13 protein-coding genes and 1 pseudogene are annotated in these 11,876 nt (G+C 66.4%); 5 read left to right on the top strand and 9 right to left on the bottom strand.

The genetic code is table 11. The annotated features are described in order from the left end of the window. Window positions 1-1,445 (top strand): fumarate hydratase (locus B3E94_RS09360; protein WP_286913210.1); only part of this gene is annotated, 1,445 nt, incomplete at its 5' end. 113 nt (window positions 1,446-1,558) lie between these two features. On the opposite strand, the gene B3E94_RS09355 is transcribed toward B3E94_RS09360, so the two are convergent. The 7 genes and pseudogenes from B3E94_RS09355 to B3E94_RS09325 all read right to left on the bottom strand — a co-directional run bounded on the left by B3E94_RS09355 (window position 1,559) and on the right by B3E94_RS09325 (window position 7,050). Continuing rightward, entirely contained in the window at window positions 1,559-2,149 is a 591-nt protein-coding gene (locus B3E94_RS09355) for a GNAT family acetyltransferase (protein ID WP_176511888.1), read from the bottom strand. Window positions 2,150-2,305: 156 nt separating this feature from the next. Then, the gene (locus B3E94_RS09350; RefSeq protein WP_176511889.1) at window positions 2,306-2,884 is read right to left on the bottom strand and encodes a DJ-1/PfpI family protein; all 579 of its coding nucleotides are present in this window, start codon (window positions 2,882-2,884) and stop codon (window positions 2,306-2,308) included. A gap of 50 nt (window positions 2,885-2,934) precedes the next feature. After that, window positions 2,935-4,091 (bottom strand): annotated as a pseudogene (locus tag B3E94_RS09345) (phospholipase D-like domain-containing protein). Between the two features lies 1 nt (window position 4,092). Continuing rightward, window positions 4,093-4,674, bottom strand: a complete 582-nt coding sequence (locus B3E94_RS09340) for a YceI family protein (protein ID WP_236235217.1) — start codon at window positions 4,672-4,674, stop codon at window positions 4,093-4,095. Between the two features lie 44 nt (window positions 4,675-4,718). Continuing rightward, the gene (locus tag B3E94_RS09335) at window positions 4,719-5,015 is read right to left on the bottom strand and encodes an amidase (RefSeq protein ID WP_286913209.1); all 297 of its coding nucleotides are present in this window, start codon (window positions 5,013-5,015) and stop codon (window positions 4,719-4,721) included. Then, window positions 5,012-6,097 (bottom strand): serine hydrolase domain-containing protein, encoded by a 1,086-nt coding sequence (locus B3E94_RS09330; protein ID WP_286913208.1) that lies wholly within the window; start codon window positions 6,095-6,097, stop codon window positions 5,012-5,014. The genes B3E94_RS09335 and B3E94_RS09330 overlap by 4 nt, the downstream gene beginning before the upstream one ends. Window positions 6,098-6,162: 65 nt before the next feature. Next, window positions 6,163-7,050 (bottom strand): acyl-CoA dehydrogenase, encoded by an 888-nt coding sequence (locus B3E94_RS09325; protein WP_286913206.1) that lies wholly within the window; start codon window positions 7,048-7,050, stop codon window positions 6,163-6,165. 144 nt (window positions 7,051-7,194) lie between these two features. Between B3E94_RS09325 and olsB the strand changes: the two genes are divergently transcribed. Next, entirely contained in the window at window positions 7,195-7,950 is a 756-nt protein-coding gene (olsB, locus tag B3E94_RS09320) for an L-ornithine N(alpha)-acyltransferase (protein ID WP_176511895.1), read from the top strand. Further along, the gene (locus B3E94_RS09315; protein ID WP_286913205.1) at window positions 7,950-8,738 is read left to right on the top strand and encodes a lysophospholipid acyltransferase family protein; all 789 of its coding nucleotides are present in this window, start codon (window positions 7,950-7,952) and stop codon (window positions 8,736-8,738) included. The genes olsB and B3E94_RS09315 overlap by 1 nt, the downstream gene beginning before the upstream one ends. A gap of 108 nt (window positions 8,739-8,846) precedes the next feature. On the opposite strand, the gene B3E94_RS09310 is transcribed toward B3E94_RS09315, so the two are convergent. After that, the gene (locus B3E94_RS09310) at window positions 8,847-9,431 is read right to left on the bottom strand and encodes an ACP phosphodiesterase (RefSeq protein WP_176511897.1); all 585 of its coding nucleotides are present in this window, start codon (window positions 9,429-9,431) and stop codon (window positions 8,847-8,849) included. Window positions 9,432-9,582: 151 nt separating this feature from the next. Here B3E94_RS09310 and B3E94_RS09305 point away from each other — a divergent pair, with 151 nt between their 5' ends. Together B3E94_RS09305 and B3E94_RS09300 are read left to right on the top strand one after the other, a co-directional pair. Then, window positions 9,583-9,885, top strand: a complete 303-nt coding sequence (locus B3E94_RS09305) for an ArsR/SmtB family transcription factor (RefSeq protein ID WP_176511898.1) — start codon at window positions 9,583-9,585, stop codon at window positions 9,883-9,885. Window positions 9,886-9,902: 17 nt separating this feature from the next. Beyond that, window positions 9,903-10,952 (top strand): alkene reductase, encoded by a 1,050-nt coding sequence (locus tag B3E94_RS09300; RefSeq protein WP_286913203.1) that lies wholly within the window; start codon window positions 9,903-9,905, stop codon window positions 10,950-10,952. A 69-nt stretch (window positions 10,953-11,021) separates the two neighbouring features. Here the strand turns inward: B3E94_RS09300 and B3E94_RS09295 are convergent, their stop codons facing one another. Next, window positions 11,022-11,846, bottom strand: a complete 825-nt coding sequence (locus tag B3E94_RS09295) for an ATPase (protein WP_236235224.1) — start codon at window positions 11,844-11,846, stop codon at window positions 11,022-11,024. Between the last annotated feature and the right edge of the window lie 30 nt (window positions 11,847-11,876).

Below are 11,876 nucleotides of genomic sequence, written 5' to 3'. Positions count from 1 at the left end.
ATTTCATCCAGGCGATGCACGAGGCCTACCTGCGCGAAGAGTCGCCAGCGGCACGTGACTCGATCGCCCAGATCCTGATCAACTCGCGTATGTGCGCCACCGGCCACCGCCCGATCTGCCAGGACACCGGTATCGTCACCGTGTTCGTGCGCGTGGGCATGGACGTGCGCTGGGACGGCGCCACCCTGAGCGTCGACGACATGATCAACGAGGGTGTGCGTCGCGCCTACAACCTGCCTGAAAACGTCCTGCGTGCCTCGATCCTGGCCGACCCGGCCGGTGCCCGCAAGAACACCAAGGACAACACCCCGGCCGTCATCCACTACTCGATCGTCCCTGGCGACAAGGTCGAAGTCGATGTCGCAGCCAAGGGCGGCGGTTCCGAGAACAAGTCGAAGATGGCCATGCTCAACCCGTCCGACTCGATCGTCGACTGGGTGCTGAAGACCGTGCCGACCATGGGCGCTGGCTGGTGCCCGCCTGGCATGCTCGGCATCGGTATCGGCGGCACCGCCGAGAAGGCTGCGGTGATGGCCAAGGAAGTGTTGATGGAGTCCATCGACATCCACGAGCTGAAGGCCCGCGGCCCGCAGAACCGCATCGAAGAGATCCGCCTGGAGCTGTTCGAGAAGGTCAACCAGCTGGGCATCGGCGCCCAGGGCCTGGGCGGCCTGACCACCGTGCTCGACGTCAAGATCATGGACTACCCGACCCACGCCGCCTCGCTGCCGGTGTGCATGATCCCCAACTGCGCCGCCACCCGCCACGCGCACTTCGTGCTCGATGGCTCCGGCCCGGCCGAGCTGGAAGCGCCGTCGCTGGACGCCTACCCGGAAATCGTCTGGGAAGCCGGCCCGAGCGCCCGTCGCGTCAACCTCGACGCCATCACCCCGGAAGAAGTCGCCAGCTGGAAGCCGGGCGAGACCATCCTGCTCAACGGCAAGATGCTCACTGGCCGCGACGCTGCGCACAAACGCATGGTCGAGATGCTCAACCGTGGCGAAGAACTGCCGGTCGACCTCAAGGGCCGCTTCATCTACTACGTCGGCCCGGTCGACCCGGTCGGTGACGAAGTGGTAGGCCCAGCCGGCCCGACCACCGCCACCCGCATGGACAAGTTCACCCGCCAGATCCTCGAGCAGACCGGCCTGCTGGGCATGATCGGCAAGTCCGAGCGTGGCCCGACCGCCATCGAGGCGATCAAGGACAACAAGGCCGTGTACCTGATGGCCGTCGGCGGCGCTGCCTACCTGGTGGCCCAGGCGATCCGCAAGTCCAAGGTCCTGGCCTTCGCCGAACTGGGCATGGAAGCGATCTACGAGTTCGAAGTGAAAGACATGCCGGTGACTGTCGCGGTCGACAGCAACGGTGAGTCGGTGCACATCACTGGCCCTGCCCTGTGGCAGAGCAAGATTGCCCAGAGCCTGGCAGTCGAAGTGAAGTAAACCTGATGTAACAGCGGCGGCCCCTTCGCGGGGCAAGCCCGCTCCCACAGGTACGACATCGAACCTGTGGGAGCGGGCTTGCCCCGCGAAGGGGCCGCCGTCGTTTCAGCGCATCAGATCGGCAACGCCTTGACCCAGAACGCCATGATTTTCTCCGAACTTTCCTGCTCGCCCAGGTCGCGCCAGGCGCTGTGGGTGCGCAGTGACGGATCATGCAGGAAGCCACGGTTGCGCCAAAAGCCATGCAACGGCTTGTACTGCGCCGGCCGCAGCGGGTGCCCGCCGGGCCGCTCCACCGCACAGAACGCGCAGTAATCGAACTCGGCAAGCTTGTGGGCATAGGACTCGCGCTCGATGAAAAAGCGCACGCCCAGGCCCTGCCCCCGGTATGCCGGCAGCAGCAGTGATTCACCGAAGTAATAGACGCAGGCGGGGTCGCGCCCCTGGGCCAGGAAGGGCTGCTGGAATTCAGGCGCCACGTCCAGCAGCGGCACAGCGGTGCTCGCGCCCACCACCTGGCCTTGGTCCAGCGCCAGCACCACCAGGCTGCGCCCGGAGCGCACGTAGCTTGCCAGGTAGTTGGCTTCGCACTCCGGGGTACTGTCGTAGAGGTAGGGAAACTCGCGAAACACGGTCAGGCGCAGGCGAGCGAGGTCATCGAGGTAAGGCGCGATAGCGGCGCCGTGCAACAGGCGTATTTCCATGCTGGGCGGTCGTTCTGTCGAGGTGGATGACGCGTTCGGCTAAGCCGGGCTTGAGGGCAAACCCTATCATCCGAGCCAACGCACCGCCTTTTCCCAACACGACAGGTACCGTTCCATCACCGCTACCGAGCGGGCCTGCCCCGCGCAGAAGCGCGGTCAGGAAATACGCGTGCCCAGCACCTTCAGAAACGCCGCCAACCAGGCCGGATGCGCAGGCCACGCCGGCGCCGTCACCAGGTTGCCGTCCACGTGCGCCTGGTCCACGGCGATGTCGATGAACTTGCCACCCGCCAGCCGCACCTCCGGCGCACAGGCCGGGTACGCACTGCACTCGCGCCCTTCCAGCACCCCGGCCGCCGCCAGCAGCTGCGCCCCGTGGCATACCGCGGCAATCGGCTTGCCGGCCTGGTCGAAGGCCTTGACCAGCGCCAGCACCTTCTCGTCCAGGCGCAGGTACTCCGGCGCACGCCCACCCGGAATCAGCAGCGCGTCGTAGCTCTCGGCGCGCACCCGGACGAAGTCGTAGTTCAGGGCAAAGTTGTGCCCTGGCTTCTCGCTGTAGGTCTGCTCACCCTCGAAGTCGTGGATCGCCGTGCGCACGGTCTGGCCCGCGACCTTTTCCGGGCACACCGCATGCACCGTGTGGCCCACCATGGTCAATGCCTGGAACGGCACCATCGCCTCGTAATCCTCGACGTAGTCGCCCACCAGCATGAGAATCTTCTTCGCCGTCATCGCAGTCACCCTCGGATTACTTTTGGACAGTCACTGCACGATAGTCGCTGTCAGTCACGTCGGTCGAGCAAATTGACCACCAGCCGGTCCAGCCAGCCCCATATCCGCTGCTTGACCCGGCGCCAGAGCGGGCGGGCATTCCAGTGGTCGAGGTCGACCACCTCGCTCAAGGCGAAATCGCGCTCGAAGCTGGCCTGCACGGCGGCGGTCAGCGGCGGGTCGAGCGCCTCGATGTTGGCCTCCAGGTTGAAGCGCAGGTTCCAGTGGTCGAAGTTGCACGAGCCGATGCTGACCCAGTCGTCGATCAGCACCATCTTCAGGTGCAAGAAGCACGGCTGGTATTCGTAGATGCGCACCCCGGCGCGCAGCAGGCGCGGGTAATAGCGGTGCCCGGCGTAACGCACCGAAGGGTGGTCGGTACGCGGCCCGGTCAGCAGCAGGCGCACATCGACCCCCTTGCTGGCGGCGCGGCGCAGGGAGCGGCGCACGCTCCAGGTCGGCAGGAAGTACGGCGTGGCCAGCCACACCCGCTGCTTGCCGCTGTTCAGCCCGCGCACCAGCGAATGCAGGATGTCCTGGTGCTGACGGGCGTCGGCATAGGCCACCCGGCCCATGCCCTGGCCCTGCGCCGGTACCTTGGGCAGGCGCGGCAGGCCGAAGCCCTCGGCCGGGCGCCAGGCGGTGCGGCGGTTGTTGGCGTGCCACTGGCGGTCGAACAGCAACTGCCAGTCGCTGACCACCGCCCCCTGCATCTGCACCATCACCTCATGCCACTCACTGGCCGCCTCGCCTGGGGTCCAGAACTCGTCGGTGACCCCGGTGCCGCCCACCACCGCCCAGCGCTCATCGACCAGCAGCAGTTTGCGATGGTCGCGGTAGAGGTTGCGAAAACCACGCTTCCAGCGCAGGCGGTTGTACCAGCGCAGCAGCACCCCGGCCTCCAGCAGGCGCGGCGCAGCGCCGTGGTAAAGGCCAGCGAGCCATAGTCGTCGAACAGGCAGCGCACCCGCACGCCGCGCCGCGCCGCCTGCTCCAGCACCTCGACCACCGCCTCGGCGCAGGCCCCGGCCTCGACCAGGTACAACTCCAGGTCGACCTGGTACTGGGCCTGCGCAATCGCCTGGAGCATGCGCGGAAAGAACTCGGGGCCGTCGATCAGCAGTTCGAACTGGTTGCCATCGCGCCAGGGGAAGACCGGCCCCGGCATGTCAGCGGGCGTTGAAGATCAGCACCGCATTGACCGGTACCGTGGGGTTGATGGACTTGAGCTTGGCGAACTTGCGCAGGGTTTCCAGCCCTGGCAGCAAAGCGAAGTCGTTGGCATTGAGGATCAGCGGCTCCAGGGTCACCACCTGAAAGCGCCGCTCATCGAGGCGGGTCGCCAGCAGCAGTGCGTTGTAGCTGTGCGACTGGCCATGCAGGCTGACGGTGAGCGGCAGGCGCAACTCGATCTGCGCACCGTTGGCCAGGTCGTTGATCGGGCGCAGGTCGATCTGCGCCTTGATCGTGGCTTCGGCGAAACGCTCGACCTCGAACAGGTCGTCGCGCATGCGCTCGTCGCGCAGCGGGATGCCGCTGCTGACCGAATCCATCTCGATGCGCAGCGCCGCCGCGCCCTTGCGGTCCACCGAGCCATGCATCACCAGAAAGCGATGCACCTCGGCGGTGTCGCCGTTCTTGCCGCTGATGAACGACAGGCGTGACGATTCACCATCGAGGTGCCAGTTGGCGTGGGCGGGCAGACACAGGGCCAGCAGCAGGGCCGGCAGAAGACGGGGCAGCTTGAACATGACAGATCTCGTGAAACTTGACCGCCAACCTTAACCGCCCACCGTCATGGCAGCAAGCGGCAACCCTGCTGCGCGCCCTGCCAGGCCGCGCGGCTACGCTGGCCCAGCCCGGCGGCGCTGACCCTGCGCTGCTCGCTGTCTTCTTCCAGCTCGCTCAAGGGTAGCCACTGTTTCACGTAGGCGCGGCAATACGCCTGCTCGAAGCCCATGACGAAGCGGCACGAGCAGTACTCCTTGGCCGAATACGCCGAAAGAATGCCGGGAAAATCCGCCAGCGCCTGGCGCTCCAGCCAGACCCAGCCAAGCAGCGCGACAAGTGCCAGTAACGCCAGACCCTTCATGCGCCCTCCCCGGCCAGCGCCGCCAGCACCCGTTTGAGCAACTCGTTGTGGCTGTAACTGCCATCGCGGTCATCGCCGTAGCGCACGATCACCAGCTGCTGCGCGGGCAGTATGTAGAGCGCCTGGCCCCAGTGGCCGAGCGCCGCGTAGGTATCTGCCGGGGCGTCGGGCCATGGCCGTGCAGCGCCTTGTGCGAGCGGCTGATTGAGCCACCAATGGCCGCCAGGGTTGGCTTCGCCGGGGATGGCCTGGGCCTGGGTGAACACGGCGCGGTTGAACGCCACCCAGCTCGCCGGCAACAGCTGGCGCGCCTGCCAACGCCCTTCGCGCTGCATCAACAGGCCGATGCGCGCCAGGTCGCGGGCGCTGAGGTAGAGGTAGGACGAGCCGACCAGCGTGCCCGCGCCATCGCGCTCCCAGACCGCGCTGTCGATGCCCAGCGGGGTGAACAGCGCCTGCCAGGGATAGTCGGCGTAGGCCCCGGCATCGAGCATGCCGCGCAAGGCGGCGGCCAGCAGGTTGCTGTCGCCGCTCGAATAGAGAAAGCGCTGGCCAGGCGGCTCGACGGCGGGGTGCGCAGCGGTATAGGCCGCCATGTCGCGGCGCCCTCGGGTATAGAGCATGGCCACCACCGAGGACTTCAACGGCGCGTATTCGTAGTCTTCCTGCCATTGCAGGCCACTGGCCCAGTGCAGCAGGTCGGCCATGCGCACCTCGGGGTGCGCCTGCATCGGCGGGTAGTAGCGTGCCACCGGGTCCTGCAACTGGAAGCGCCCCTGGCCCTGGGCGACGCCCAGCACGGTGGCGAGCACGCTCTTGCTGACCGACCAGGTCAGGTGGGCGGTTTTGCCAGTGGTGGGTGCGCTGTAACGCTCATGGAGGATGCGCCCGTCGCGGATGATCAACAGCGCGTCGCTGCGGATGCCGCTGCGTTCATCGGCATTGCGGGCCGGGAAGGCGTAGGCGTCCACCGCTTGCCAATCGATGACCGCATTGTCGATGGCCCAGTCCGGGACGGGCCAGTCTTCGGCCCAGGCGGGGACGATGGCCAAGGCGAAGAGCGCGAGCAGGGTCTTGAGCATGGGCTTGCCTGCAAAGGGCTGCGCGGCAGCCCCATTATCAGAGGATCACCCAGCCTCTCAGCCTTTCATGACAGTCCTGCAGCCGCCCAGGCCTTGGCCAGGCGTTTTTCCCGCGCCGCAGCGGCCAATGCCAGCACGCCCTGGTCGCGTTGCCACAGCTGCGACCACTGCTCCGGGCCTGCCGCCAACGCCTGGTCGATGGCCCAGCGCAGCGCCTGGAACTGCTCGAACAAACCGCCCAGCAGCAGATGGCAACCCACGCTGTCGGCGCACTGCCGGCTCCCTTCGGCGCAGCCCGCCAACAGCCCCAGCAAACGCAGGCGCAGGTCCTGCGGCCATCCGCACTCCTGGCCAACCCCATACAGCCAGGCCGTCAAGGCCGCCAGCACGTACAGATCTTCCAGCGAGCGGAAGGGTTTGACGTAGGCATCCCAGCCATCGCCCGCCAGCAACTCGCAGCCGGCTTGCTGCAAGCGCAGCCGCCCGTGGCCCACTTCAGGCATCAGCGGCAGGGTCGGCAGCGCCTCCAGTGTCACCCCAGGCTCGCCAGGGTAGACCACCGCCAGGTTCAACCGCGGCCCCTGCCCCGGCCCTTCGCTGCGCGCCGCCACCAGCAGCCATTCGGCATCCAGCCCGGCGGTGACGAAATCCTTGCTGCCAGTCAGGCGCAGCCCTTCCAGGCGGGTGTTCATGTCGGCCGGGCGCACGCTGCGCCGCTCGGTGGCGCACAGCGCGCCGAGGCTGGCCGGGGCGCTGGGCCAGAGCACACGCAAGGCCGCCTGGTAGCCGATGAGAAAGGCCAGGCCAGGGGTGGCCATGGCGCGGCCACCGAGCACCGCCAGCTCGAACGGCGAAACCGGCCCCAGGTGCGCGAGCTGCGCGCCGTAAGTCTCGCCCAGGGTGCCGGCCAGCGGCTGGCGCAGAGGGTCGTTGAGTCGTTGCAACCAAGCCATCGCATGCTCCTTGTGGGCCTTCAGGGGCTGTCACGCAAGCATCACCAAAGGTTCACAGCCGTGACACCGCGCCTACCTAGGCTGACTTTGCACAACAAAGCCGACCGGCCGCAACCCTTCATGGCTGGCTTATGGAGACTCGCAATGACTCGGATCGCTCGCCCTGGCGACAACAGCACTGAACGCCGTCTGCAAGCCGAACGCCTGGTTGGAGCAGCCGCCCTGCAGGAAGCACAGGCGCTGCGCTACAAGGTGTTCAGCGCGGAATTCAAGGCCAAGCTCAAAGGCGCCGAACAGGGCCTGGACATGGACGACTACGACGTACATTGCCGCCACATCGGCGTGCGCGACCTGAGCACCGGCGAACTGGTGGCCACCACCCGCCTGCTCGACCACCAGGCCGCCAGCAGCCTGGGGCGCTTCTACAGCGAAGAAGAATTCAGCCTGCACGGCCTGGTGCACCTGCAAGGCCCGATCCTGGAACTGGGGCGCACCTGCGTCGCCGCCGACTACCGCAACGGCGGCACCATCGCCGTGCTCTGGGGCGAGCTGGCCGAGGTCCTCAACGAAGGCCGCTACAGCTACCTGATGGGCTGCGCCAGCATCCCGATGCAGGACGGCGGCGTGCAGGCCCACGCCATCATGCAACGCCTGCGTGACCGCTACCTGTGCACCGAACACCTGCGCGCCGAGCCGAAAAACCCGCTGCCGAGCCTGGCACTGCCCAGCAACGTCATCGCCGAAATGCCGCCGCTGCTCAAGGCCTACATGCGCCTGGGCGCGAAGATCTGCGGCGAGCCGTGCTGGGATGAGGATTTCCAGGTGGCCGACGTGTTCATCCTGCTCAAGCGCGACGACCTCTGCCCGCGCTACGCCCGCCACTTCAAGGCGGCCGTCTGATGCCCAGGCTGCGGGTGCTCGCCCGCCTGTCGCGGCTGCTGCTGGTGTTGCTGCTGGGCATGCTCATGGCCAGCGTCATTGCCCTGGGCGAACGCCTGGGGTTCAAGGCGTCCCTTGAGCGCCGCCAACGCTGGGCCTGCCTGTTCATGAAACGCCTGGTGGCCGCCCTGCCCTTCGATGTGCGGGTGGTGGGCGAGCTGCCGAAGCGGCCGATGCTGTGGGTCAGCAACCATGTGTCGTGGGCCGACATCCCCCTGCTTGGCATGCTGCTGCCGTTGTCGTTCCTGTCCAAGGCCGAAGTGCGCCAGTGGCCGCTGGCCGGCTGGCTGGCGGAAAAGGCCGGCACGCTGTTCATACGCCGCGGCGGTGGCGACGGCCAGCGCCTGCGCGAGCAGATCGGGGCACAGCTGGGCCAGGCGCGGCCGCTGCTGATCTTCCCTGAAGGCACCACCACTGACGGGCGCCAGTTGCGTACCTTCCACGGGCGCTTGCTGGCCGGTGCCATCGACCGGGGTGTGGCCGTGCAGCCGGTGGCCATCCAGTACCTGCGCAACGGTGAGGCGGACCCGATCGCGCCGTTCATTGGCGACGATGACCTGGTTTCGCACCTGATGCGGCTGTTTGCGGCGCCTCGGGGTGAGGTGTGCATTGAGTTGCTGGCGCCGATCAGCAGTATCGGCAAAGAGCGGGCGGCGTTGGCGTTTCAGGCGCAGCAGGCCATTCACATGGCGTTGTTCGGGGTCGAGGATGTCGAAGTGGCGCCGCGCCGGCAGGCGCGGGCTGCTTGATGGTGCTTGGCTGCACTGGCCTCATCGCCGGCAAGCCGGCTCCCACAGGGACCTTCACAGGTTTCGGTATGATGTGGGAGCCGGCTTGCCGGCGATGAGGCCAAAGGATCAGCGCTCGGATACCCGCCCCGCCGCCGCAAACACCTGCAACTGCGGATAGAACTCGCGAAAATCCGCCAGCAACGGCTCGTACAACCGCTCCAGCTCCCCCATCACTCCGCTCATCCCCTCCGGCCGCGACAAGCGCCGGGCAATCCCGTTGAACACCTGCTCCAGGGTGTCGAAATCGCCATACGCCCCCAGCCAGTCATCCGCCGCCATGAACGGCGCAATCCGCGCCAGCCGCCCCGGCAACTCAGGCTCTGCCAGCAGCACCCGGTAGAAGTCACCGGTGAACTGAGCCAGCGGCTGCTCGGCGTAATCGCCCCAATGCCGCGCCAGGCAATGGTCAAAAAACACATCCAGAACGATCCCGGCAAAGCGTCGCCGCTCCCTGGGAAAGCGCGCGAGCGCGGCCAGTACCAGGGGGTGCCGGTCGGTGTAGCTGTCGATGTGCCGGTGCAGCCGAATCGCCGCTTCAAGCTCAGGCGCAAAGCGCCCTTCCAGCGAGCCTTTGACGAAGTCGCCATACAGGCTGCCAAGCAGTTGTTGCGGCGCGGGGCCGCCCAGGTGCAGGTGTGCGAGGTAGTTCATGCCCGCAGTCTAGCACCGGCAACGCCAATATCGTTATAACGCGATATAGCGATTCGCGCTCAGATCAGAGCCTATCGGTATTTCAATATCGCGAAATACCGATTTATATTTCGACCCATCGCGATATACCGGTACAACACGAGTGACAACCATGCCCCTCGATCTCGACGAAATCATCAAAGCCCTGGCCCACCCGGTGCGGCGCGAAATCCTGCACTGGCTGAAAGACCCGGCCACGCAGTTTCCCGACCAGCACCACAGCACCGAACAGGGCGTGTGTGCCGGGCAGATCGATCAGCGCTGCGGCTTGTCGCAGTCGACCGTTTCCGCCCACCTGGCAACCTTGCAACGGGCTGGCCTGATCAGCAGCCAGAAGGTCGGCCAATGGCACTTCTTCAAACGTAACGAAACCACTATCCAGGCATTTCTCGAACAACTGCGCCAAGCACTCTGACAAGGCAGGTAACTTTCATGACCACGCTTTTCGATCCGATCACGCTGGGCGACGTGCAACTGCCCAACCGCATCATCATGGCGCCGCTGACCCGCTGCCGCGCCGACGAGGGCCGGGTGCCCAACGCGCTGATGGCCGAGTACTACGTGCAGCGCGCCAGCGCCGGGCTGATCCTCAGCGAAGCGACCTCGGTGTCGCCCATGGGTGTCGGCTACCCGGACACGCCCGGTATCTGGAACGACCAGCAGGTACGCGGCTGGAATAACGTGACCAAGGCCGTGCACGCCGCTGGCGGGCGCATCTTCCTGCAGCTGTGGCACGTTGGCCGCATCTCCCACCCCAGCTACCTGAACGGCGAATTGCCGGTGGCACCCAGTGCTATCCAGCCCAAGGGCCATGTCAGCCTGGTGCGCCCGATCACCGAGTACCCCACCCCACGTGCGCTGGAAACCGAAGAGATCGCCGACATCGTCGAGGCCTACCGCAGCGGCGCCGAAAACGCCAAGGCGGCGGGCTTTGACGGCGTGGAGATTCATGGCGCCAACGGCTACCTGCTCGACCAGTTCCTGCAGAGCAGCACCAACCAGCGCAACGACCGTTACGGTGGCTCGCTGGAAAACCGCGCGCGGCTGCTGCTGGAAGTGACCGATGCGGCCATCGAGGTGTGGGGTGCCGGGCGTGTGGGCGTGCACTTGGCGCCGCGTGCCGACTCGCATGACATGGGCGACGCCGACCGCGCCGAGACCTTCACCTACGTGGCGCGGGAGCTGGGCAAGCGTGGCATCGCCTTCATTTGCTCGCGGGAAAAGGAAGCCGATGACAGCATTGGCCCGCTGATCAAGCAGGCGTTCGGCGGCCCGTACATCGTCAACGAGCGGTTCGACAAGGCCAGTGCCAATGCGGCGTTGGCCAGTGGCCGGGCCGATGCGGTGGCGTTTGGCGTGCCGTTCATTGCCAACCCGGACCTGCCGGCGCGGCTGGCGGCCGATGCGCCGTTGAACCAGGCGCATCCGGAGACGTTCTATGGGAAGGGGCCGGTGGGGTACATCGATTATCCACGGCTGTAATCGCGAATGCGGGGGCCGCTTTGCGGCCCAATCGCCGGCAAGCCGGCTCCCACAATCGCTCAGCTGATCTCAATGGCGGGCATTGATCTGCTGTTGCAGGTTCTGGATCTGGCTCTGCAGGGTGTTCAGGTTGCGCGTGGTCTGCCCACGAAACGCATCGAACTCCTGCACCGATGCACCGCCCGAATTGGCAGCCGGCCGGTTGTCTGCCTGGCTTTTCAACACCAGCACATCCTGCTCCAGGCTCTCGATGGCGGCCTTCTGGTTACCCTGCTTCTTCAACGCCGCCACTTCATCGTTCAGGCTCTTGAGCTGGCCATCGAGCTTGCCGCCATCGACCTGCCCCGACTTCAATGCCGCCAGCTCGCCGTTCACCGCTTTCAATTGCGCCTGCAACTGCGTCTGCAGCTCGGTCACCACCTTCTGCTGTTCACGGGTATCGGCCAGCACCTGCTCCAGGCGCTTGCCCAAATCGCCCGTCTGCCCGGCCACGCCTTGCTGCTGGGCGCCCTGCTCGGCCAGGCTGGCCTGCAGCTGGCGAATTTGCAGTTTCAGCGCCTCGCTGCCGGTATTGACCGTCGACTCGCTGGCCTCGACCTTGCCGCTGATGGCCTGCAGGCGCCCGGCGGCTTCCTCGCTGATGCGCGCGAAGCTTTCCTGGGTGGCCACCAACTGCTGCTCCATCAACGAGATCTGCTGGAAGCTCCACCAGCCCAGCCCCGCCAGGGCGATGAACGAAGCCCCCAGCAGCGCCCACAACGGCGCCGTGCTGGCGGGCTTGGCGGCTTTCTGACGGCTGCGCGACACGTGCGCTGGCAGCAGTTCGTCGTCATCGGGGGTACCGGCCCGCAAGGTGGGCACATCGTCGAAATCGTCGTGGGCATCGTTACGCATAGGTGGGGTCAACCGCGGTAGTAGCAAAGA

Origin of the sequence: Pseudomonas sp. UBA6315 (genome assembly GCF_002438125.1) — a bacterium.
GTDB lineage: Bacteria > Pseudomonadota > Gammaproteobacteria > Pseudomonadales > Pseudomonadaceae > Aquipseudomonas > Aquipseudomonas faucium.
This window is presented reverse-complemented; position numbering and strand designations above follow the sequence as displayed.

Excerpts from the sequence above, each read along its gene's own strand:
- B3E94_RS09355 (WP_176511888.1), bottom strand. The coding sequence starts at position 2,149 with ATGGAAATACGCCTGTTGCACGGCGCCGCTATCGCGCCTTACCTCGAT.
- B3E94_RS09350 (WP_176511889.1), bottom strand. The coding sequence starts at position 2,884 with ATGACGGCGAAGAAGATTCTCATGCTGGTGGGCGACTACGTCGAGGAT.
- B3E94_RS09340 (WP_236235217.1), bottom strand. The coding sequence starts at position 4,674 with ATGTTCAAGCTGCCCCGTCTTCTGCCGGCCCTGCTGCTGGCCCTGTGT.
- B3E94_RS09335 (WP_286913209.1), bottom strand. The coding sequence starts at position 5,015 with ATGAAGGGTCTGGCGTTACTGGCACTTGTCGCGCTGCTTGGCTGGGTC.
- B3E94_RS09330 (WP_286913208.1), bottom strand. The coding sequence starts at position 6,097 with ATGCTCAAGACCCTGCTCGCGCTCTTCGCCTTGGCCATCGTCCCCGCC.
- B3E94_RS09325 (WP_286913206.1), bottom strand. The coding sequence starts at position 7,050 with ATGGCTTGGTTGCAACGACTCAACGACCCTCTGCGCCAGCCGCTGGCC.
- olsB (WP_176511895.1), top strand. The coding sequence starts at position 7,195 with ATGACTCGGATCGCTCGCCCTGGCGACAACAGCACTGAACGCCGTCTG.
- B3E94_RS09315 (WP_286913205.1), top strand. The coding sequence starts at position 7,950 with ATGCCCAGGCTGCGGGTGCTCGCCCGCCTGTCGCGGCTGCTGCTGGTG.
- B3E94_RS09310 (WP_176511897.1), bottom strand. The coding sequence starts at position 9,431 with ATGAACTACCTCGCACACCTGCACCTGGGCGGCCCCGCGCCGCAACAA.
- B3E94_RS09305 (WP_176511898.1), top strand. The coding sequence starts at position 9,583 with ATGCCCCTCGATCTCGACGAAATCATCAAAGCCCTGGCCCACCCGGTG.
- B3E94_RS09300 (WP_286913203.1), top strand. The coding sequence starts at position 9,903 with ATGACCACGCTTTTCGATCCGATCACGCTGGGCGACGTGCAACTGCCC.
- B3E94_RS09295 (WP_236235224.1), bottom strand. The coding sequence starts at position 11,846 with ATGCGTAACGATGCCCACGACGATTTCGACGATGTGCCCACCTTGCGG.